The sequence below is a fragment of the Plantactinospora sp. CA-290183 genome, from assembly GCF_050936375.1.
Lineage (GTDB): Bacteria > Actinomycetota > Actinomycetes > Mycobacteriales > Micromonosporaceae > Plantactinospora.
Genome location: NZ_JBNJMX010000024.1, coordinates 22,502 through 44,419 on the forward strand (window position 1 = coordinate 22,502; position 21,918 = coordinate 44,419).

Annotated in this window: 17 protein-coding genes and 1 pseudogene; 13 read left to right on the forward strand and 5 right to left on the reverse strand. The window is 73.7% G+C overall.

The genetic code is table 11. The features are described 5' to 3' along the window. Positions 1 to 9 precede the first annotated feature (9 nt). Both obgE and ACQEUR_RS22220 read left to right on the forward strand, forming a co-directional pair. Positions 10 to 1,521 carry a GTPase ObgE gene (gene obgE, locus ACQEUR_RS22215; protein WP_433034409.1) on the forward strand — a complete coding sequence of 504 codons (1,512 nt, stop codon included), beginning with the start codon at positions 10 to 12 and terminating at the stop codon, positions 1,519 to 1,521. Between the two features lie 70 nt (positions 1,522 to 1,591). Beyond that, entirely contained in the window at positions 1,592 to 2,041 is a 450-nt protein-coding gene (locus tag ACQEUR_RS22220; protein WP_433034410.1) for a GNAT family N-acetyltransferase, read from the forward strand. An 86-nt stretch (positions 2,042 to 2,127) separates the two neighbouring features. Here ACQEUR_RS22220 and trpS read toward each other — a convergent pair whose 3' ends face one another. The 3 genes from trpS to ACQEUR_RS22235 all read right to left on the reverse strand — a co-directional run bounded on the left by trpS (position 2,128) and on the right by ACQEUR_RS22235 (position 6,887). Then, on the reverse strand, positions 2,128 to 3,180 hold the full coding sequence (gene trpS, locus ACQEUR_RS22225; RefSeq protein WP_433034412.1) for a tryptophan--tRNA ligase: 1,053 nt from the start codon (positions 3,178 to 3,180) through the stop codon (positions 2,128 to 2,130). A 244-nt stretch (positions 3,181 to 3,424) separates the two neighbouring features. Then, complete coding sequence (locus tag ACQEUR_RS22230; RefSeq protein ID WP_433034414.1) at positions 3,425 to 5,998, reverse strand: PQQ-dependent sugar dehydrogenase; 2,574 nt, start codon at positions 5,996 to 5,998, stop codon at positions 3,425 to 3,427. Between the two features lie 712 nt (positions 5,999 to 6,710). Further along, entirely contained in the window at positions 6,711 to 6,887 is a 177-nt protein-coding gene (locus ACQEUR_RS22235; protein WP_433034416.1) for a DUF397 domain-containing protein, read from the reverse strand. Between the two features lie 109 nt (positions 6,888 to 6,996). Between ACQEUR_RS22235 and pepN the strand changes: the two genes are divergently transcribed. The 10 genes and pseudogenes from pepN to ACQEUR_RS22285 all read left to right on the forward strand — a co-directional run. Beyond that, positions 6,997 to 9,585, forward strand: a complete 2,589-nt coding sequence (pepN, locus tag ACQEUR_RS22240; RefSeq protein ID WP_433034418.1) for an aminopeptidase N — start codon at positions 6,997 to 6,999, stop codon at positions 9,583 to 9,585. Positions 9,586 to 9,738: 153 nt separating this feature from the next. Further along, complete coding sequence (nadD, locus tag ACQEUR_RS22245; RefSeq protein WP_433034423.1) at positions 9,739 to 10,335, forward strand: nicotinate-nucleotide adenylyltransferase; 597 nt, start codon at positions 9,739 to 9,741, stop codon at positions 10,333 to 10,335. 100 nt (positions 10,336 to 10,435) lie between these two features. Further along, complete coding sequence (gene rsfS, locus ACQEUR_RS22250; RefSeq protein ID WP_433034425.1) at positions 10,436 to 10,834, forward strand: ribosome silencing factor; 399 nt, start codon at positions 10,436 to 10,438, stop codon at positions 10,832 to 10,834. Beyond that, positions 10,831 to 11,460, forward strand: a complete 630-nt coding sequence (locus ACQEUR_RS22255) for a histidine phosphatase family protein (RefSeq protein ID WP_433034427.1) — start codon at positions 10,831 to 10,833, stop codon at positions 11,458 to 11,460. The genes rsfS and ACQEUR_RS22255 overlap by 4 nt, the downstream gene beginning before the upstream one ends. A 61-nt stretch (positions 11,461 to 11,521) precedes the next feature. Beyond that, the gene (locus tag ACQEUR_RS22260; protein ID WP_433034429.1) at positions 11,522 to 12,370 is read left to right on the forward strand and encodes a DegV family protein; all 849 of its coding nucleotides are present in this window, start codon (positions 11,522 to 11,524) and stop codon (positions 12,368 to 12,370) included. A 104-nt stretch (positions 12,371 to 12,474) separates the two neighbouring features. Beyond that, entirely contained in the window at positions 12,475 to 13,704 is a 1,230-nt protein-coding gene (locus tag ACQEUR_RS22265; RefSeq protein ID WP_433034431.1) for an alginate lyase family protein, read from the forward strand. 250 nt (positions 13,705 to 13,954) lie between these two features. After that, positions 13,955 to 14,737, forward strand: coding sequence for a ComEA family DNA-binding protein (locus ACQEUR_RS22270; RefSeq protein ID WP_433034432.1), 783 nt, complete (start codon positions 13,955 to 13,957; stop codon positions 14,735 to 14,737). Beyond that, entirely contained in the window at positions 14,734 to 17,190 is a 2,457-nt protein-coding gene (locus ACQEUR_RS22275; protein ID WP_433034434.1) for a ComEC/Rec2 family competence protein, read from the forward strand. The genes ACQEUR_RS22270 and ACQEUR_RS22275 overlap by 4 nt, the downstream gene beginning before the upstream one ends. Positions 17,191 to 17,645: 455 nt before the next feature. Beyond that, entirely contained in the window at positions 17,646 to 18,620 is a 975-nt protein-coding gene (gene holA / locus ACQEUR_RS22280; protein ID WP_433034436.1) for a DNA polymerase III subunit delta, read from the forward strand. After that, a pseudogene (locus ACQEUR_RS22285) lies at positions 18,617 to 18,940 on the forward strand (hypothetical protein); the annotation flags it as partial. The gene holA and the pseudogene ACQEUR_RS22285, both read left to right, overlap by 4 nt. A gap of 709 nt (positions 18,941 to 19,649) precedes the next feature. Here ACQEUR_RS22285 and rpsT read toward each other — a convergent pair. Next, complete coding sequence (gene rpsT / locus ACQEUR_RS22290) at positions 19,650 to 19,916, reverse strand: 30S ribosomal protein S20 (protein ID WP_433034438.1); 267 nt, start codon at positions 19,914 to 19,916, stop codon at positions 19,650 to 19,652. A 154-nt stretch (positions 19,917 to 20,070) separates the two neighbouring features. After that, positions 20,071 to 21,054, reverse strand: a complete 984-nt coding sequence (locus ACQEUR_RS22295) for a phosphotransferase family protein (protein WP_433034440.1) — start codon at positions 21,052 to 21,054, stop codon at positions 20,071 to 20,073. A gap of 262 nt (positions 21,055 to 21,316) precedes the next feature. On the opposite strand from ACQEUR_RS22295, the gene ACQEUR_RS22300 reads away from it, so the two are divergent. Continuing rightward, positions 21,317 to 21,853: a DUF4240 domain-containing protein gene (locus ACQEUR_RS22300; RefSeq protein ID WP_433034442.1), complete on the forward strand. Its 537-nt coding sequence runs from the start codon at positions 21,317 to 21,319 to the stop codon at positions 21,851 to 21,853. The last annotated feature ends 65 nt before the right edge of the window (positions 21,854 to 21,918 follow it).

Genomic DNA, 21,918 nt, shown 5'->3' on the forward strand with positions numbered 1-21,918 from the left:
ATTGGCAGCGTGACGACGTTCGTTGACCGGGTCGTACTGCACCTGCAGGCCGGTGACGGCGGGCACGGCTGCGCCTCGATCCACCGGGAGAAGTTCAAGCCGTTCGGCGGCCCCGACGGTGGCAACGGCGGGCACGGCGGCAGCGTGTCCCTGGTCGTCGACCCGCAGGCGCACACCCTGCTCGACTTCCACTTCCGGCCGCACGTCAAGGCCGAGAACGGCCGCGGCGGCGCCGGCTCGAACCGGGACGGCGCCAACGGTGCCGACCTGGTGCTCAAGGTGCCCGACGGCACCGTCGTGCACGCCATGGACGGCACGGTCCTCGCCGACCTGGTCGGCGCCGGCACCACCTACGAGGTGGCCCGGGGCGGCCGGGGCGGCCGGGGCAACGCCGCGCTCGCCAACGCCCGGCGCAAGGCACCCGGCTTCGCCGAGCTGGGCGAGCCGGGCGACCAGCTCGACGTCGTACTGGAGCTCAAGAGCGTCGCCGACGTCGGCCTGGTCGGCTTCCCGTCGGCCGGCAAGTCCTCGCTGATCTCGGTGATCTCCGCCGCCAAACCGAAGATCGCCGACTACCCGTTCACCACGCTGGTACCGAACCTGGGCGTGGTCCGGGCCGGCGAGCAGACCTTCACCGTCGCCGACGTGCCCGGCCTGATCCCCGGCGCGGCCAGCGGTAAGGGGCTCGGCCTGGAGTTCCTGCGACACATCGAGCGCTGCGCGGTGCTGGTACACGTGGTGGACTCCGCGACCCTGGACCCGGGCCGGGACCCGCTCGCCGACATCGACGCCCTCGAAGCCGAGCTGACCGAGTACGGCGGGCTCGCCGACCGGCCACGGCTGGCCGTACTCAACAAGGTGGACGTGCCCGACGGCCGCGACCTCGCCGAGATCGTCCGACCGGACATCGAGGCCCGGGGTCTGCGTGTCTTCGAGGTCTCGGCGGCGACCGGCGAGGGGCTGCGCGAGCTGACCTTCGCGATGGCCGACCTGGTCCGGCAGGCCCGGGCGGCGGCGCCGGCGGCGGAGCCGACCCGGATCGTCATCCGCCCGACGGCGGTGGACGACGCCGGTTTCGTCATCGAGACCGCCCCCGACGGCGCGTACGTGGTGCGCGGGCAGCGGCCGGAGCGCTGGGTCCGGCAGACCAACTTCGACAACGACGAGGCCGTCGGCTACCTCGCCGACCGGCTGGCCCGGTTGGGCGTGGAGGAGAAGCTCGCCAAGGCGGGCGCCGAACCGGGCAGCCTGGTCCGGATCGGCGAGCGGGAGTTCGACTGGCGACCGACGCTCTACGCCGGGGTGGACTACGTGCCCAGTTCACGCGGCACGGACCGCCGGCTGGAGGAGGCCTCCTCCCGGCCCAGCGCGGCCGAGCGGCTGGCCGCCCGCAAGGCCCGCCGACGGCGCGCGCCGGAGGAGGTGGCGGACGGTCCGGTGACGAGCGGGGTCGACGGCCCGGCCGGGGCGCCGGTGGAGACCCTGGGTGGGCGGACCGACGACGACGAGGACGCGAATTAGCCCACCTTGCTCCGTATCGGGGCCACCTGGGGGAAACCTTGCTGAAATGCCCCCCGGCTAGCTTCGACGGGTGTTGATCGAGTCGCGTGTGTCGTCGGATCCGGAGCTCGGCGCCCTGATGGTGGCCCAGCAGCGTGAGCTGCGGGAGGCCGGTGGCGGCCTCGTCGGGCAGCTCTTCGAGCCGCACGACGAAGCCCGTCACCTGGTCGGCGTGCTGAGCGGCCGGGCGGTCGCCTGCGGCGCGATCCGCGCGCTCGACCGGGACACCGCCGAGCTCACCCGGATGTACGTCCGCCCGGCGTACCGGGGCCGGGGGTTGGCCCGGCAGCTGCTCGGTGCGCTCGAGGAGCTGGCCCTCCGGGGCGGGCACACCGTGCTGCGGCTGGAGACCGGCACCTACCTGCCCGCGGCGCTGCGCCTCTACGCCTCGTCCGGCTACGCCGAGATCCCCGGGTACGGCGGGTACGTCGGCCACCCGCACCGGCTCTGCCTGGAGAAGCGGCTGCCGATCCCGGCCTGACCGGCTGCTCCCCCCGGGTCCGACCGAGGGGACAGCCGCGCCGCGCCGGGCCTGCCGGGTCGGTTCGGCAGGCCGGGGTCCCGCGCTCAGCAGAGCAGCCCGATCGCCCGCTTCGCCCGGTACACGGTGTCCTCGGCCCCCTCGCGAGCCCGTTCGGCGCCGTCGGCGAGCACCCGTCGCACGTACCCGGGGTCGCGGGCCAGCTCCGTGTGGCGGAGCCGGATCGGCCGGAGCAGCCCCTCGACCGCCTCCACCACGGCGCCCTTGAGCTGCGCGTACGACCGGTAGTCGGCGGCCAGTCCGGTCGGTGAGCCGCCCACGCAGGCGGCCAGGATCTCCAGCAGGTTCGCCACCCCCGGACGCCGCCGCGGGTCGTACCCGACGGTGCGGCCGGGGTCCGTCACCGCCCGTTGCACCTTGCGCCGGATCACCTCGGGCGGGTCGAGCAGGAAGATGGTGCCGGCGTCGCTGCTGCCCGTCTTGCCCATCTTCCGGGCTGGATCGGACAGGTCCATCACCCGGGGCGACACCTCCGGGAGCGCCGCGCGGGGCATCGTGAAGGTCTGGCCGTACTGGGCGTTGAACCGGCCGGCCACGGCCCGGGCGAGTTCGAGGTGCTGGTTCTGGTCGTTGCCGACCGGTACCTCGTCCGTGTCGTGCAGCAGGATGTCGGCGGCCATCAGCACCGGGTAGCTGAGCAGGCTCAACCGCACCTGCTGCTCGGCCGTGGACTTCTCCCGGAACTGGATCATCCGGTGCGCCTCCCCGTAGCCGGTGGTGCACTCCAGCAGGTAGTGCAGCTCGGTGTGTTGCGGCAGCTGGGACTGCACGTAGAGCAGCGAGCGGTCCGGGTCGAGCCCGGTGGCGAGCATCAGGGTGGCCTGCTCCAGGGTGAGCGCGCGGACCCGGGCCGGTTCGTGCGGCACGGTCAGCGCGTGCAGGTCGGCCAGGAACACGATCGTCTCGGCCCGGTACTGCGTACCGACGATCGGCCGGATCGCGCCGAGCAGGTTGCCCAGGTGCAGGTGTCCGGTGGGCTTGAGGCCGGTGAGCCGCCGGATGCCGCGGGCGCCGGCGGGTCCGCCGCCGGCACCGGCCGGTGCCGGGTTCGTGGTCAGGGTCGCAGTGGTCGGGGTCATGGTCAGCTCCCTGGGTACGCCGACCGCCGCCCGGGTTGCGCGCATGCGAAACGGCCGCCCGGGAGGGCGGCCGTCAGGTGGTTTCGGGGTACGCGGATGCGATGGCCGCCCGTCAGGGCGCCCACCAACCGTTCGCGCTCATCCGCATGCCGTCCACGGTAGCAGGGGTTGGCTCGGAGTTGACGGCGTTAATGGGGGGCCCTTCCTATACCGAAAACGATAGGAAGGGCCCCCTCCTTACACCTCAGCCGGTGGGGACCACGCCGACGTTGAGTTCGGCGACGGAGGTCCACCGGTTGCCGCTCACCTCACCGAGGGCGCGGAGCCGGATGTAGCGGCCGTTGGTCGGTGGGATGGTCACGGTCTGCTCCGCCGTGCTGTTCGGGAACGTGCCGGTGGCGACCGGGCTGCCCCAGGTGGTGCGGTTGGCGGAGACGTACACCTCGTAGCCGGTGATCCGGCCGGCGGTCGAGTCCTGCCGGGGCAGGTAGTAGAGCCGGTTGACCGCCCGGGTGGTGCCCAGGTCGAGGTCGATCCAGTGCGGGTGCGCCGGGTTGGAGAGCAGCCGCTGGGTGTGCCAGATCGACGAACTGCTGCCGTCCCGGACGTTGGTCGCCCGACCGTTGACCAGCAGGGTCTCCTGACTGTCCGCCCCGGCCACGCTCCACTGCGACTGGGGCAGCCGGACGCTGCCCGCCTGCGGGTTGTAGGTCGCGGTGTAGCGGGTTCCGGTGGTGGGTGCGGTGATGACGTGGGACTGGGCTCCGCCGTCGGACCAGGTGCCGAAGGTGTACGAGGTGCCGGCCATGGTCTGCGGGGTGACCGCGCTGACGGTGTTGCTGGAGCCCTGGATGACGGTACGGGTGAACGGCGTCGCCTGTGCGCCCGAGCCGAAGACCAGTTGCAGGCCGCTCGGGGTGGTGTCGAAGGTCAGGTCCACGGTCTTCGGGTCCAGCCGGCGGCTGGTGGTGTGGCTGAGACCGCCGCTGTCGGTGGCGGTGAGGACCAGTTCCAGGTAGGACGGGTATTCGTGGTCGGGGCCGAACATGCTGCCGCTGGTCCCGGTGAAGTCCTGCAGGGTGTGGGTGTGACAGTTGTCGAGGGTGTAGCAGTGGTGCAGCAGCATCCGCCAGTGCAGCGCGCTGCCCGCCAGGGTGCCCTGGTCGGGGTCGGTGGCGTGGCCGGTGAAGCTGATCGGGTCGTTGACCTTCCAGGTGAAGCCGTCGGCGGGGGTGTCGATGACGGCGGTGGGCATGCTGTTGCCGGTCTGGATCGGGACGGTGGCGGTGGCGGAGGCGTTGAGAGTGTCGTAGACGCGGAGTCGGGCCGTGTAGGGGCCGCCGGCCGGATACGTGTAGGTGGCGGTCGCGGCGGTGGAGTCGACCGTCCCGTCGTTGGTGAAGTCCCACTCGTAGCGCAGCCGCCCCTGGTCGGCGGGGTCGGCGTCGCTGCTGCCGGTGCCGTCGAAGCTGACGGTCAGCGGTGCCGTCCCGGAGGTGGGGGTGGCGGCGATGTTGGCCACGGGTGGTTGGTTGCCGGGGTAGTAGCGGATCCGGCGTACCGAGCCGGCGTGGTCGACGTAGTAGAGGTCGCCGCCGGGTCCGACGGCCAGGTCGACGGGGTTCGCCGCCGCGCTGCCGAAGGTGCGCCGGCTGGTCGCCACCGGTAGCCCGCCGGGGGCGCTGGGGAGCATGGCCCAGATGCAGTCGCGGGAGTAGTCGGAGAAGAACAGCGCCCCGGAGTACTCCGCCGGGTAGCTGCCGCCGGTGGCGGGGTAGAACGCGGCCCCGGAGACCGAGGAACTGCCGGTCGGGCAGGCTTCCCCGGCCACCACGGTGGCGGCGTGGTCGTAGGTGTAGAACGGGTTGGTCTGTCCGGCGCCGGTGTAGAGGGTCTCGCACATGTCGAGGTTGGCGCCGTCGTAGCCGGACTGCCGGCCGGTGCCTTCGTAGCAGGGCCAGCCGAAGTTCGCGACGCCCGCGGTGGGGTTGACCACGCGGTTGATCTCTTCCCAGCGGCTCCAGCCGACGTCGCCGGTCCAGACCTCGCTGGTGCCGGGTCGGATGGTGAACCGGTAGGGGTTGCGCAGCCCCTGGGCGACGATCCGCCGGGTGTTGAGGTCGGGGCTGGCGGCGGAGGGGTTACCGGGTGCCGCCGCACCGGTGGACGGGTCGAGGCGGATGACCGTGCCGTCGAGGCTGGTGGGGTCGCCGGTGGTACGGGAGTCCTGCGAGCGCAGCGCGCCACCTTCGGCCGTCGGCGGGGTCATCGTCCCGCCGGGTGGGTCGGCGCAGGGGTTGGGTGGGGTGCCGAGGTGGCCGTAGTCGACCAGGTCGTAGCTGGCGCCGTCGCCGGCGGTGGCGTAGAGCATGCCGTCGGCGCCGAAGCGCAGGTCGCCGGTGGCGTGCGAGGCGTACTGCTGGCACCAGTCGGAGACGAACACCTGCTCGGTGCCGGTCATGCTGTTGCCGTTGGCGGTCAGCCGGGAGAGCCGGCCGGTGACGATGCACCGGCCGCCGTTGGTGCCGCCGACCGAGGCGCAGTTGTCGTTCCAGTAGGGGGCCGTCTGCCCGGGTGGGGCGTCGTAGGCGTAGAGGACATAGAGGTAGGGCTGGGTCGGAAACTGGGGATGCAGGGTCAGGCCGAGTAGGCCGCGGTCGTGTTGGTTGTGGACGTTGGCGGACAGGTCGGCGAAGACGGTGGCGGTGGTGTCGGCGAGGTCGTCGAATACCTTGATCCGGCCGCCTTTCTCCGCGACGAAGACCCGGCCGTCGGCGGCGAACTCGATATTCGTGGGCTGGTTCAGGCCGGTGAACACGACCTGTTCCTGAAAACCGGTGGGCAAGACGACAGCCGCCGCCGGTGACGGCTGCCCGGCCGGCACCGCCAACGCGGCGACCAGCCCGACCGCCAGACCGGTACGGATGACACGAACGATTTTGCGTGGTTGCGCGGGTGATGGCATGCATTCCCCCTACTTGGCGCAGCTCCAAGTGCACAAAGGATCTGTCACGCTAGGGGGAGTGGCGCGTCGGGGCATCCCGGTCGCGGCCAGAGTGAGCATGTCGTGACTACGGGCCAACCGCTCGTCGCCCATCCAATAGGGATGATGCCGCCCGGACCCCGACGCACCGTCTCGGCGAATCAGCGTAGGTAACCTGACCGGTCGGCGGACCGCCCGGGCCGACGGGCTGAGCAGGACTGACGTCCGGTTGAACCGGTACGCCCACTCGGCGATCGGACATTTTCCCGCCTATCGGTCGGCGGTTCGCAAATAAGGACTGCGACGGAACCGCCACCATTTTCCGGCGGGTCCTGCCATGCCGATGCCGGCCGATGCACCGAAACCCGTCCGGCCCGTTGCGCGGTCACCTCGCGACGATCCGGGTGCCCGACCACGAGGCCACGAAGGCGAAAGACGACGAATTGCACATCGAATCGGTCGGCGATCGGACACCATTTGCGCAGGAGGCCCTCGACAACCCTGATATCAGCCTTCGATACGGCGGATATCAGCACATGTGGTGGAATCAGTCGAGGTCGAACTCGCCGTCCTGGGCGCCGGCCACGAAGGCGTCCCACTCGGCCTGGGTGAAGACCAGCACCGGGCCGTCCGGCTCGGCGGAGTTGCGCATCCCGATGAGGTCGTCGACGAACGCGATCTCGACCGCGCCCTCCGAGTCGTCACCCTCGGCGCGCTGCCACACGGCGCGGGACAGGTCGAAATCGCCCTTGGGGTTGCGCCATCGTCAGTTCCTCCATCGCTCCGATGCGTCCGGGCCGGGCCGGACACGCGTCATCGTGCAGGATAAGCGGATGCCGAGCCTGACCCGGGCAGCGGCGGCGGAACGCGCCGCCCTGCTCACCGTCGAGTCGTACGACATCGCGCTGGATCTGACCGGCGGTGCCGACCGGTTCCGGTCCACCACGACGGTCCGGTTCCGGTCGGCCATACCGGGCGCCGGCACGTTCGTCGAGGTCAGCCCGGTTCGACTGCTCGGCGTACGGCTCAACGGGGTGGCCCTGGACCCGGCCGCGCTGGACGGGAACCGGTTGCCGCTTCCCGGGCTGCTCGCCGGTAACACCCTGACGGTCGAGGCGGAGATGGCGTACTCGAACACGGGGGAGGGGTTGCACCGGTTCGTCGACCCGGCCGACGGCGACACCTACCTCTACGCCCAGTCGTTCCTGGACAACGCCCAGCGCATCTTCGCCTGCTTCGACCAGCCCGACCTCAAGGCCCCGGTGACGCTCGCCGTGACCGCACCGCCGGGGTGGACGGTGGCCGGCAACGGGTCGCTGGCGGAGACGCCGGCCCCGGGCGTGTGGCGGTTCGCGCCGACCCCGCCGCTGGCCACCTACCTCGTGACGTTGATCGCCGGGCCGTACCACGTGTTGCGGGCCGAGCACGACGGCATCCCGCTCGGCCTCTACTGTCGCCGTTCGCTCGCCGGGCACCTGGACCGGGACGCCGAGGAGATCCTCACGGTGACCCGGCAGTGCTTCGACCGGTTGCACGAGCTCTTCGACGTGCGCTATCCGTTCGGCAAGTACGACCAGGCGTTCGTGCCGGAGTTCAACGCGGGGGCGATGGAGAACCCGGGACTGGTCACCTTCCGGGACGACCTGGTCTACCGCTCGGCGGTCACCGACAGCGAGCGGGAACTCCGGGCCACCGTCGTGGCGCACGAGCTGGCGCACATGTGGTTCGGTGACCTGGTCACCATGCGCTGGTGGGACGACCTCTGGCTGAACGAGTCGTTCGCCGAGTACCTCGGCACCCGGGTGACGGCGGAAGCCACCCGGTTCGACCGGGCCTGGACCACCTTCGGCCTGCGGCGCAAGGCCTGGGGGTACGCGGCAGACCAGCGTCCGTCGACCCACCCCGTGGCGCCGACCGAGGTGGCCGACGCCGCCCAGGCACTGCTGAACTTCGACGGCATCTCGTACGCCAAGGGCGCCTCGGTGCTCCGCCAACTCGTCGCGTGGCTCGGCGACGAGGTGTTCCGGGCCGGCCTGCGCGACTACTTCACCGCCCACCGGTTCGGCAACGCCACCCTCGCCGACCTGCTCGCCGCGCTCTCGGCCAGCAGTGGACGGGACCTGACCGACTGGGCGGAACTCTGGTTGCGCCGGGCCGGCGTTAACACGCTGCGTACCGAGGTCCGGCTCACCGACGACGGCCGGTACGCCGAGGTGGCCGTGGTGCAGACCGCGCCACCGGAGCACCCGGTGCCGCGTCCGCACCGGATCGGCATCGGGCTCTACGACGCTCCCGGCAACGCCGACGGCAACGGGTCCACCGGAACCCGGCCCCGCCGGCGCGTCGAGGTGGACCTCGCCCCCGCCCGGGACGGGGGCCGGACCGTGGTCGGCGAGCTGGCCGGCGAGCGGGCGGCGCGGCTGCTGCTGCCCAACGACGGGGACCTGACCTTCGCGAAGGTACGCCTGGACCCCGGCTCCGCGGCCGCCGTACCGGCGATGTTGCCCGGCCTGGTCGACCCGCTGGCCCGGGCGGTGCTCTGGAGCGAGGCGCTCGACGCGGTGACCGACGGGGACCGGCCGGTGGCCGAGCTGCTGGCGCTGGTCGAGGCCGCCCTGCCGGCCGAGCCGGAGGTGATCCTGGTGGCGGACGTGCTGAGCATGGTGTGCTCGCTGGTCGACCGCTACCTCGACGCCACGGCCCGGCCGAGCGCGCTGGCCCGGCTGGCGACGACCTGCGACCGGTTGCTGAGCGTCGCCGAACCGGGTGGCTCGCGGCAGCTCGCCGCCGCCCGGGCGCTGGTCGCGACGACGGTGCAGGAGGCCCGGCTGGTCGGCTGGTTGTCCGGCACCGGTGTGCCGGCGGGCCTCGCCGTCGACGCCGACCTGCGCTGGGCGGTGCTGGGCCGGCTGGTCGTGCTCGGTGCCGCGGGCGAGGCGGAGATCGCCGCCGAGGAGGCGGCCGACCGGAGCGCGACCGGTGCGGAGCGGGCGGCGGCCTGTCGCGCCGCCCTGCCCGACGCCGCGGCCAAGGAGCGGGCCTGGCAGGTGGTCACCATGGACGGTACGGCGTCCAACCGGCTGGTCGAGGCGAGTGCCAGCGGGTTCTGGCAGCCGGAACAGGGCGAGCTGACGCAATCCTATGTGGAGCGGTACTTCGCGGAGATGCCGGCGATGACGAGCCGCCGTACGCCCTGGGCCGCCGACCGGGTCGCCCGGCTCGCCTACCCCCGTTACGCCGTGGCGGAGCGGACCCGGGAACTGGCCGCGGCGCTGCTGGCCCGCGACGACCTGGTCCCCGGCCTGCGCCGGGTGGTGACCGACGCCGACGACGACCTGCGCCGGGCGCTGGCGGCGCGGGCGCTCGGCTCGTCGCCGGCACCACCGTCCTCCGCCGCCTCGACCGCGCGCCGCGGAGGCTGAGCCGGCGCGGGGGCGGGGCGGCGCGGGGTCGGCGGGCCGGCGCGGCCGGCGAGGGGGCCCGGCCCGGTCGGTGCCCGGGGGTGACGGCCGGGTCGGTGCGATCTGGCTCATGCCGGGGCGTCCGGGGCGTGCGCCGGGCCTACGATCAAGGGCGTGGAGGAAGACATCCGGCGGGTAGGGATCATGGGGGGCACCTTCGACCCGATCCACCACGGGCACCTGGTCGCCGCGAGCGAGGTGGCCGACCGGTTCGAGCTGGACGAGGTGGTCTTCGTACCGACCGGACAGCCCTGGCAGAAGGCGCAGGAGCCGGTCAGCTCGGCCGAGGACCGCTATCTGATGACGGTCATCGCGACCGCCTCCAATCCACGCTTCCAGGTCAGCCGGGCCGACATCGACCGGGGCGGCCCCACCTACACCGTCGACACCCTGCGCGACCTGCACGCCGAGTACGGCCCGAAGGTGCAGCTCTTCTTCATCACCGGCGCCGACGCGCTGGAGAAGATCCTTTCCTGGAAGGATCTCGACCGGATGTTCGAGATGGCGCATTTCATCGGGGTGACCCGGCCCGGCTTCGTGCTCTCCGACGCGCACCTGCCGGCCGACACGGTCAGCCTGGTGGAGGTGCCGGCCATGGCGATCTCCTCGACCGACTGCCGCACCCGGGTCGCCGCCGGAGAGCCGGTCTGGTACCTGGTGCCGGACGGTGTGGTGCAGTACATCGCGAAACGCGGTCTCTATCAGCGGTGATTTCGCCCGGTTTGGTGCTTTTCGTTGGTCAACCGGCAGACCGTAGAGCGCCGCCGTGTGAGAGGCTAGAAGAGTCCGAGGAGTTGATCGAAGGAGAATGGTGACAGCTTCCGACCGGGCCCGTGAGCTGGCAACGGCCGCCGCGCAGGCCGCCGCCGACAAAAAGGCGCAGGACATCGTCATCATCGACGTCGGCGACCAGCTGGCGATCACCGACGCGTTCCTGCTCGCCTCCGCTCCCAACGAGCGCCAGGTGATCGCGATCGTGGACGCGATCGAGGAACGGCTGGCCGCCCTGCCGGAGAAGGCCAAGCCGGTCCGGCGGGAGGGTGAGCGGGCGGGCCGGTGGGTCCTGCTCGACTACATCGACGTGGTGGTGCACGTCCAGCACCGCGAGGAGCGGGAGTTCTACCAGCTCGACCGGCTGTGGAAAGACTGCCCGACGATCCCGTTCGTCGATCGTGACCTGGTGGAGGCCGAGGCGGGCCCCGCCGAATGACCCGTCTGATCGTCTGGCGGCACGGCAACACCGACTGGAACGCCGTCAACCGGGTGCAGGGGCAGCTCGACGTACCCCTCAACGACCTCGGCCGTGAACAGGCGGCCAGCGCCGCCCCGCTGCTGGCCGCGCTGCGTCCGGACGCCGTCGTCGCCAGTGACCTGCGCCGGGCCGCGGACACCGCGTCGGCCCTGGTCGCGGTGACCGGCCTGCCGGTCCGCACCGATCCCCGCCTGCGCGAGCGCTTCTACGGCGAGTGGCAGGGGCTCACCATGACCGAGGTCGCGCAGCGGTTCCCGACCGAACACGCCCGCTGGCGGGCCGGGGAGCCCGATCCGGGCTGTTCGGTGGAGAGCCTGGAGGAACTCGGCAAGCGGGTCGGCACCGCGTTGCAGGAGGCGGCGGACTCCGCCTCCGGCGGCACCATCGTGGTGGCCACCCACGGCGGCGGCGCCCGGCAGGGCTGCGGCTACCTGCTCGGCTGGGACTCGACGGTGCTGCGCTCGGTCGGACCGCTCAACAACTGCCACTGGACCGACCTGCGCTACGACGAGGTGCGGGGCTGGCAGTTGCGCGGGCACAACGTCGGCCTGATCGCCCAGGGCCCGCCACCGACGGCCATCTGACCCGGCCGCCGCCCGGGTCACGCCCTCGGCGCCCGCTCCGGTGATCGGCTACCGTGCCGGCATGCCCGTCGCGGTCGTCACCGACTCCACCGCCTACCTGCCGACCGAGCTGGTCGAGCGGGACCGGCTCACCGTCGTACCGCTCACCGTGGTGCTCGACGGAACGGAGGGCCTGGAGGGGATCGACGTCTTCCCGGCGGACGCGGCACGGGCGCTGGGCGCGCGCCGGGCCTCGGTGAGCACCTCCCGGCCGGCGCCGGAGCAGTTCGTCCGGACGTACCGCCGGCTCCTCGCCGCCGGTGCCACCGGGGTCGTCTCGGTGCACCTGTCGGCGGAGCTCTCCGGCACGGTGGCGGCGGCCCGGCTGGCCGCCGCCGAGGTGGGCGAGCGGGTCGACGTGGTGGACGCCCGGTCGACCGGGATGGGCCTCGGGTTCCCGGCGCTCGCCGCCGCGGCGGCCGCCGCCGGAGGCGCGAAGCTGACCGAGGTACGGCGCGCGGCGGTCGACGCGATCGGCCGGACCAGCACGTTCTTCTACGTCGACACGCTGGAGTTCCTGCGCCGGGGTGGCCGGATCAACGCCGCCGAGGCCCTGCTCGGCACCGCGCTGTCGGTCAAGCCGATCCTGCACGTCGCCGATGGCACCATCGCGCTGCGCGACCGGGTCCGCACCGCCGGCCGGGGGCTGGCCCGACTCGTCGACCTGGCCGTGGCGGCGGCCGGGGAGGCCGAGGTCGAGATCGGGCTGCACCACCTCGCCACCCCGCGCCGCGCCGCCGAACTCGCCGAGGCGCTCGGCTCGCGACTCGGCGAGCGGCTGCGCGCCACGTACGTGACCGAGGCCGGTGCGGTGATCGCGGCGCACGCCGGGCCGGGCCTGGCCTGCGTGGTGGTGCACCGCCGGTCCTGAGCCGCGCCGCTGCGGGCAGGGGTTGACTCGGATCGATCCGAATGATCGTATTGGGACAGTAAAGCTTCCTAATAATAACTGGTCCCGCCAGTTGGAGGAGCGCTGTGTCCAGGTCACGTTTCCGCGTCCTACTGCCCCGGGCGATCGCCCTCGGGGCCCTGCTCGCCACCACCGCCGCCGTGCCGCACGCGGGTCCCGCCGCGTCCGCGGCCGCGGTGCCGACGGTGGTCGCCGCCGCACCGCCCACGTTCACCCACCCCGGTGTGCTGGTCAGCCGCCCCCAACTCGACTTCGTCCGGTCCCGGGTGAACGCGGGGGCGCAGCCCTGGCGGGCCGCCTACGACCAGATGATGGGCAGCGCGTTCGCCTCGCTGTCCCGTACGCCCAAGCCGAGGGCGGTGGTGGAGTGCGGCTCGTACTCCAACCCCAACAACGGCTGCACCGACGAGCGGCAGGACGCGCTGGCCGCGTACACCCTGGCCCTGGCCTGGTACATCACCCAGGACAGCCGGTACGCGGAGAAGGCCATCCAGATCATGGACGCCTGGTCGGCGACGATCCAGGACCACACCAACAGCAACGCCCCGTTGCAGACCGCCTGGGCGGGATCGAGCTGGCCCCGGGCGGCGGAGATCATCCGCTACACCTACGGCGGCTGGTCCTCGACCGGCATCAACCGGTTCGGCACCATGCTGCGCAACGTCTACCTGCCGGAGATCGTCAACGGCAACATGACCAGCAACGGCAACTGGGAACTGAGCATGATGGAGGCCGCACTCGGCATCGCGGTGTTCCTGGAGGACCGGGGCGTCTACGACCGCGCGGTGGGCAAGTTCCGCGACCGGCTGCCGGCCTTCCTATACCTCACCAGCGACGGTGCGTACCCGCGCGGCCCGGTCGGCAGCAGCATCGACACCCGGGCCGAGGTCGTGTCGTACTGGCACGGCCAGGACGTCTTCCTCGACGGGCTCTCCCAGGAGACCTGCCGCGACTTCGTGCACACCGGGTACGGCATCTCCGCCATCTCCCACGTGGCGGAGACCCTCCGGCACCAGGGCCAGGACATCTACCCGGAGATCCAGGACCGGCTGCGCCACGCGCTGGGCCTGCACGCGAAGTACGAACTGGGCGACGCCGTCCCGGGCACGCTCTGCGGCGGCAGCCTGACCCTCGGCCTCGGCCCGGTCACCGAGGTCGCCTTCAACGCGCTGAGCAACCGCCGGGGCATCGCCATGACGCGTACCCAGCAGCTCACCGAGCGGCAGCGGCCGGCCGGTACGAACTATCTCTTCGTGGCCTGGGAGACCCTGACCCACGCCGGGAACCCGAACTGATCCGCCGACCCGGAGCGCCCCGCATCGACCGGCGGAGCGCTCCGGGTCAGCCGCAGCGCGGGCGCAGTGCGGTTCACCACGGATGATCACCCGCCGTGATTCCGTCTGGACAGTCAGTGCAAAGCCCGGCCCAGCTGCCGCATATACCACCTCAGCGCTTGATCAGGGCGTTTTCCACAGAGCCCCCCGCTGTCCACAGCCACCCGCTTCCGACCGGCCCGGACGACGGTTCCGTGGCTAGGTTCGGCGCGTGTCCGACGACGAGACGATGGTGCGGGAACGGTTGTCACGGCTGCTCCGCGCCGGCCGTACCGCGCCCACCGCCCGGCCCGCCACCCCGGCCCGGGACGGCGCACCGCCGCCCGCCGCCGTACCAGCCGGGGAGGAGGTCGTGCCCGGCCCGAGCGGGTTGGCCGGACCCGGCGCGTTCGACCCGGGCCGCCGCGGGGTCCGGGCGCTCGCCGTGGTGGCCGTCGTGGTCGCGCTGGCCGCCGCCGGGTGGGCGTGGACCTCCCGGCCACGGGCCCAGCCGGTCGCGGTCGCACCGTCCATGGTGGCCACACCACCGCCGGCGTCCGACCCGGCCGCCGCCGAGGTGGTGGTCGCGGTCGCCGGCAAGGTGCGGCGTCCCGGTCTGGTACGCCTGCCGGCCGGCGCCCGGGTCGCCGACGCGCTCCAGTCCGCGGGAGGTGCGCTCCCCGGGGTCGACGTGGCCCTGCTCAACCTGGCCCGGAAGGTGACCGACGGCGAACTGATCCTGGTCGGGATCACCGCCCCGCCCGGAGCCGCCGGGCAGCCGGGCGGCGCATCCGCCGGAGCCGCCACCGGGGCGCAGGGCGGCGGAAAGGTCAACCTCAACACGGCCACACCGGCGCAGCTCGACGCGCTGCCCGGAGTGGGGCCGGTGCTCGCCCAGCGCATCGTCGAGCACCGGGAACAGCACGGCGGGTTCCGCTCGGTGGGCGACCTGCGGCAGGTCAACGGCATCGGCGACGCCCGGTACGAGGACCTGAAGGACCTGGTGACGGTGTGACAGCGGGCAAGGCGCGCCCCGCCGTCGTACCCGAGCCCGCCGGGGCGGCGCCCGACCGGCAACCGCCGGACCTGCGGCTGGCCGGGCTGGCGATGGGCACCTGGCTCTCCGCGCTGGCCGGCCTCCTGCTCTCCGCCCGCACGGCGCTGGCGGTCGCGGCGCTGGCCGCCCTGGGCGTACTGGCGATCGCCCACCGGCTCGTCCGGGCCCGCCAGCCCGGGTGGCGCTGGCCCGGGCCGGTGGCGCGGTCGCGTCCGCCGGGACCGCTCGACCGGCACGGCTGGGTCGTGGCGACGGTGCTGCTCGGCGTGGTGTGCGGCAGCGTGGCCACCGGCGCCCGGCTCGCGGTACGGGACGCCGCTCCCCTCGCCGAGCTGGTCGAGGCCCGGGCCCGGGTCACCGTGGAGCTGGTCGTGAGCGACGACCCCCGGGCGGTCGGCGCGGCGGCGGGCCGCCCGTCGACCTACCTGGTCGCCACCCGGCTGCGCTGGCTGGAGGGCCCGGACCGGGTCCGGATCGAGGCGCCGGTCCGGGTCCTGGTGCTGGCCGGCGATCCCGGCTGGCGGCACCTGCTGCCGGGGCAGCGGGTGGGCGCCGTCGGCCGGCTCGCGGTGCCCCGTGGCGGCGACCTGACCGCCGCCGTCCTGACCGCCGGCATGCCGCCGGTGCCGATCGGCCGCCCCTCCTGGGCACAACGGGCCGCGGGTTCGCTGCGGGCCGGGTTGCAGCGGGCCTGCGCACCGTTGCCCCGCGAGCCGGGCGGGCTGCTGCCCGGCCTGGTGGTGGGGGACACGAGCCGGCTCGACCCGGCCGTCGAGGACGACTTCCTCGCCACCGGCATGACCCACCTGACGGCGGTCTCCGGGTCCAACGTGGCGATCGTGCTCGGGCTGGTCCTGCTGCTGGCCCGGTGGGCCCGGGCCGGGCCCTGGCTCGCCGCCGCCCTCTGCGGGGTGGCCCTGGTGGGCTTCGTCATCCTGGCCCGCCCCTCGCCGAGCGTCGTACGGGCCGGCACGATGGGCGCGATCGGGTTGATCGCGCTGGCCACCGGGCGACCCCGGGCGGCGGTACCGGCGCTGGGCGGAGCGGTCACCGTGCTGGTGGTGGTCGATCCGGAGCTGGCCGGCGACGCCGGGTTCGCCCTCTCCGTACTCGCCACCGCAGGGCTGCTGCTGCTCGCCCCACGCTGGCGGGACGGGCTGCGCCGCCGTGGCGTACCGGCCGGGGTGGCCGAGGCACTGGCCGTCCCGGCTGCGGCCCAGCTCGCCTGCGCGCCGGTGGTGGCCGGGCTCTCCGGGACGATCAGTTTGGTGGCCGTACCGGCGAACCTGCTCGCGGTCCCCGCGGTCGCCCCGGCCACGGTGCTCGGGGTGACGGCGGCGGCGCTGTCTCCACTCTGGCCGACGGGTGCCGAGGCCGTCGCGTGGCTCGGTGGCTGGGCGGCCTGGTGGCTCGTCCTGGTGGCCCGGTACGGCGCACGGTTGCCGGCCGGCACACTGCCCTGGCTGGACGGGGTGGCCGGTGGACTGCTGCTCGGCGTGCTGACCGTCGCCCTCCTGGTCGCCGCCCGCCGGCCGCTCGTCCGTCGCCTCGTCGCGGTGATCGCCCTCGGCGTCGTGGTCGGCGCGCTCCCCGTACGACTGGTCGCCACCGGTTGGCCACCGCCGGGTTGGCTGGTCGCGGTCTGTGCGGTCGGCCAGGGCGACGCGGTGGTGCTGCCGGTCGGGGCCGGCCAGGCGGTGGTGGTGGACGCCGGCCCGGAGCCCGCCGCCGTGGACCGCTGCCTGCGCCGGCTCGGGGTACGGTCCGTGCCGCTGCTGGTGGTCAGCCACTTCCACGTCGACCACGTGGGCGGCCTGGACGGGGTGTTCCGGGGGCGGCGGGTGGGTGCGGTGCTCACCCCGCAGTGGCCGGAGCCGGGTGAGGGGCGGGCCGCGGTCGAGCGGGTGGCCGCCGCGAACGCGGTCCCGGTGGTGGCGATCGGTGCCGGCTGGACCCGGGCGGTCGGTCCGCTGGCGCTGACCCTGCTCGGCCCGACCTATCCGATCCACGGCACCCGTTCGGATCCGAACAACAACTCGGTGGTGCTCCGGGCGCAGGTGCGCGGCACCGTGGTCCTGCTGACCGGCGACGCGGAGTCCGAGGAGCAGCGGGCGCTGCTGGACCGGTTCCCGTCCCACCTGCTGCGGGCGGATGTGCTGAAGGTCGCGCACCACGGCTCCGCGTACCAGGAACCGGCCTTCCTGGACACCGTGGCGCCGGCCGTGGCCCTGGTGCCGGTGGGCGCCGGCAACGGGTACGGGCACCCGAATCCCGGGGTGCTGGCCCGGTTGACCCGATCCGGCGCCCGGGTGCTGCGTACCGACCTGGACGGGGACCTGGCGGTGCTGACCGGCGGGAAGGGGCTCGCGGTGGCGGTACGCGGGCTGGATCCGGTCGAGGCCGGTCGATGACCCGCGGATGCCCTGTTCGGCGTTCCGGGCGGGACCGGTTGGCCGGCGGGGCGATCGGGGTGGCTCGGTCTCCGAGCTGGACCTGGAGGGCCTCGGCGGCTGATCGGCACGGTGCGGGGCCCGGTGATCCTGCCGGGCCCCTGATGCTTCCCGGTGACCGCGCCGGGTCCGACGCCGACCGGTCCTGAGTGGATCGCCCGGGACCCCCCGGTCGGCCTCCCCCGGGCGGACCGCCGGCGGCACTGCGCCAGTTCGGGCGGAGTGCCGGTGGCCCCGGCCACTCCCCGGCGGACCGGTCCGGCGGCGGGCCAGCGTCCGGCGGGCGGGCCGGCCGCGCCGCGAGGAGCTATGCCGGAATTAAGATAGATGTCTGGATTTGCGCTAAGTGCGGGGTCAGCCACGGCGACCGGGGTGACCAGGCCCGATGCGCCGGTGGGGCGTGCGACGATGACGGCGTGATCCCTGCCAGCCTCGCTCCTGTCCTGCTCGTGCTCGGCGACGAGGAACTGCTCGCCACCCGGGCGATCGCCGCCGCGGTCGACGCGGCCAGAGCCGCCGACCCCGCCGTCGACGTACGGGAGCACGAGGCGGGCACGTTGAGCCCGGGTGAGATCGCCGAGTTGCTCGGTCCGTCGCTGTTCGGTGGCCGTCGGGTGCTGGTCGTCCGATCCGGTCAGGACACCCGCAAGGACCTGGCGGCGGCGCTGCTGTCGTACGCGAAGAATCCCGACCCCGACGTGCAGTTGGTGGTGGCCCACGCCGGTGGGGCGAAGGGCAGGGCGTTCGCCGACGGGCTCCGGGCCGCCGGTGCCGAGGTCGTACCGGCCACGAAGCTGAAGGGGCACCGGGACCGGGTGGCCTTCGTGCGCGACGAGATACGCCGGGCTGGTGGACGATGCACCGAGGAGGCGGCCGAGGCGCTGATCGCGGCGGTCGGCAACGACCTGCGGGAGCTCGCCTCGGCCTGTTCCCAACTGGTCGCCGACACCGACGGGCGGATCGGGGTGGACACGGTCGCCCGCTACTACCGGGGGCGGGCGGAGGTCACCGGGTTCACGGTGGCCGACGCGGCGATGGTGGGCGACCTGCCGGGCGCTCTCGAAGCGCTGCGCTGGGCGCTGCACGTCGGCGTCGACCCCGTCCCGATCGCGGACGCGATCGCCGACGGCGTACGGACGGTGGCGCGGGTCAGCTCCGCCGGTCGGGGCAACGCCTACCAGCTGGCCAGCAGCCTCGGCATGCCGCCCTGGAAGGTCGAGAAGGCGCAGCGGGTGAGCCGGGGCTGGAGCCCGGAGGGCTTGGCCGACGCCATGCACGCCGCCGCCGAGTGCAACGCCGCCGTGAAGGGCGGGGCCGACGACCGGGGCTACGCCCTCGAACGAGCCGTCTTCGCGGTCGCCGCCGCACGTCAGGCGAGCAACCCCAGATGACCTGGTCGGCCGCGCTGTCACCCGAGGAGGAGCGGCTACGCCCGCTCTACGCCCGGGTGCTCCGGCTGCACCACGTCGACCCGGGCGGGATCCTCTGCTTCGTCTTCTTCGAGGGCACCGTGGTGCTCGGCCTGCTGCTCGCCCTGGCCGAGCTGGTGAGCTGGTGGGGGGTGCTGATCCTGCCCGCGACGGTGGCGGTGATGGTCAAGATCAACGATGTGGTGGCCGCCGCCGTGGTCCGCTCCGCGGCCCGGGTGCCCGCCGTCGAGCGGGAGCGGTTCCGCCGGGAGATGCAGCCGGCGGTTGGCCGGGCCACCGTCCCACGGCGTTCCCGGGCCGAGGTCGAGCGGTCGCCGGCCGGCTCCGTCGCCGCCTCGACGGGTACCCCGACGACCGGCCGCCTGCCGGCCCGGCTCGGCTCGGCGGGGCGTCCGCTCAGCATCACCGCGCTGATGCGGTCGCGGCCGGAGCTGGGCGGACAAGCCCGGCCCCGCCAGGAGTTGACCGCGAAGCCCCGGCCCTACGCCCTGCCGCCCGGGGAGCGGAAGCCCTACCCCGTCCCGGCGTCCGCCACCGGCCGGCCGCCCGGCCGGCAGGGCGGCGACGAGGGGGCGGGGGCTTCCGGCGTCGAGCGGGCGGACACCGATGGTGACCGGCCGGGTACCGGCGACGGGTCGACGGCGCCCGGAGCCGGCGCGGCCGAGCCGCGGTCGACGGCGACCCGTGCCGACCAGGTGGAGCCGCTGCCGGGGCCGGAAACCAGGCCCGGTAAGCCGCGCAACAGCCAGCCGTCCGAACGGTTGGACCAGCGGAGCGACCGCCGGTGGCCGAACCGGTTCGATCCGATGGACGCCCGGCAGCGGGCACGCCAGTCCGCCCGGCGCCGGTACGAGTGAGCACGCCCGCCGCCGGGACCATGGGCGCGGCGGCGGTCAGCGGAGCCGGCGATGGCCCTGCGTCAGTCCGTGGGCACAGCGAGTTGCCCCCGAGCCGGCGGGCTCGAGGGCCATCGTCAGATCGCGGATCGCCTCAGGAGGCGAGCGTCTGCAGGCGCTTGGCGATCGCAGACTTCCGGTTCGCCGCCTGGTTCGAGTGGATCACACCCTTGCTGGCCGCCTTGTCGAGGCGGCGTGCGGCGTCGCGCATCAGCTCGGTGGCCTTGTCGACGTCTCCGCTCTCGCTCGCCTCGTTGAACTTGCGGATGGCGGTCTTCAGCGACGACTTGACCGACTTGTTGCGCAGCCGGCGCTTCTCGTTCTGCCGGTTGCGCTTGATCTGGGACTTGATGTTCGCCACGCGACAGCCTCGTCCTGGTAGCTAGGGTTTCGTTTGCCTGATGCGCGGGCGACGTCGCACTGTCACGATGCGGCCGTGTCGGCACGCGCGAAGAGCTACGTTACCAGGTGAGCAGCGGGGGCAGCAAAACGCCTCGACCACGCACGGGGTCGGCTCACCGCCAACCCTGCCGCTCCGCCAGCCAGGCCAGCGCGGTCTCCCCGCTCCAGCGTTGGTGGGCGTGGATGTGCGGGGAGGCGGTACTGGGACCGGCCGCCGCCCGGATCAGCCAGTAACCGGAGAGTGCGGCGAGGGCGGCGTCCAGGGCGTCGGCGGGTGCGCCGTACGCCGCCGGATGCGCGCCGAAGAGCCCGTCGGCGTCCAGCCCGCTGGCGTACGCGGTGACCAGCAGGCCCGCCAGGTCGAACCAGGCCGGTCCGTAGCAGAGCCAGGTCCAGTCGCAGAGCCAGGCCGCGCCCGCCGCGTCGATGAGTACGTTGTCGACGCGCAGGTCGCAGTGGATCATCGACCTGCTTTCGGCGTACGCCGGCAGCAGGGACTCCAGCGCGGCCAGCTCGTCCAGCCGGGATCGGGCGGTGGTGGGCAGGTCGGGCAGCGCCTCGCGTCCGGCGGCCAGCTCGGCCCACCAGGCGAGATCGGCGCGGGCCAGGTCGGCGAGCTGGGGCGCCCCGAGGGCGGCCAGTGTGACGGGCGGTTCGCGCAGCGCGTCGGCGACGGCCGCGTACGCCAGGAGCGTCGCGTCCAGTTCGGCGGGGCGCCAGGGCAGGGCCGGCATCCGCCCCTCGATGGCGTCCATGCAGACGACGTGGTGCCCGGCCGCGGTGAGGGTCCAGCGGGGGCGGGCGACGGCGAGGCCGGACGGAAGCGCGGAGGTGACCGCCGCCTCGCGGGCGTACCAGTCACTGAGGTGGCGCTGGTCCACCAGGGAGGCGGCCTTGACGAAGACCCGGTCCCCGGCGGTGGTGTGCAGTACGGCCGCGAAGCCCCGGGTGAAGCCGCCGCCGGCCGTACCGGCCCAGGTGACCGGGGCGCCCAGTCGGGCCGCGATCGCGGCTCGCAGCTCCGCGGGCAGGTCGGCCCAGTCGGGGCGCACGGCGGTCGCGCCGTACGGCACGGGCGGCAACGGGATCGCACGCATGGGGACCATCCTGCCCCGTGCGCCGGCCGGCGCCGCCCCGGCCGCGCGGGGGTGCGGACCGCGGGTGGTCCGGGTCACGCCCGGGGGCGGCGGTCCGGTTGGTTCGACGCGTCCGCGCCCGGGAGGGCCGGAGTCGGTCCTGGCCGAGCAGACGGCCGGCGGGCCAGGGCGCTGTTCCCCGGGCGCCGCCAGCGGGCCGGGCGCGGCGGCGGGCCGGGCGGCGGCAGCGGGCCGGGCGTCCCGGCTGGCAGACTGCCCGGTCATGCGGACCGACGAGTTCTGGGCACTGATGGACGCGGCGCGGGCGGGCGCCGACGGAACGGCGGCAGCCGTGGCGCAGCGGGTGGTCGCGGAGCTGTCCCGCCGCGACGCCACCGAGATCGTCGGATTCGACCGGCACCTGGACCGCGTGCTGACGGCCTCGCACCGGGAGGATCTGTGGGGTGCCGCGTACCTGATCAACGGGGGCTGCTCCGACGACGGCTTCGACCACTTCCGTGGCTGGTTGATCACTCAGGGGCGGACGGTCTTCGCCCGGGCGGTCGCCGAACCGGACTCGCTGGCGGAGCTGCCGGTGGTCCGCCGGGCCGCCGAGACGGGTGCCGAGTTCGAGGCCGGGGAGATGCTCTCGGTGGCGGAGAAGGCGTACCACCGGGTCACCGGGGAGGACCTGCCGGCGGCGGCCGATCCGGCGCCGCTTCCGCAGGTGGGTGACTTCTGGGACTTCGACGACGAGGAGGAGGCACGTCGCCGGCTGCCTCGGCTCGCCGGCCTCTTCCTGGAGCCGCCGGGGGAGTGACGCCGAGCCGCCGGGGGAGTGACGCCGAGCCGTCGGGGGAGTGACGCCGATCCCGCCGCCGGGGC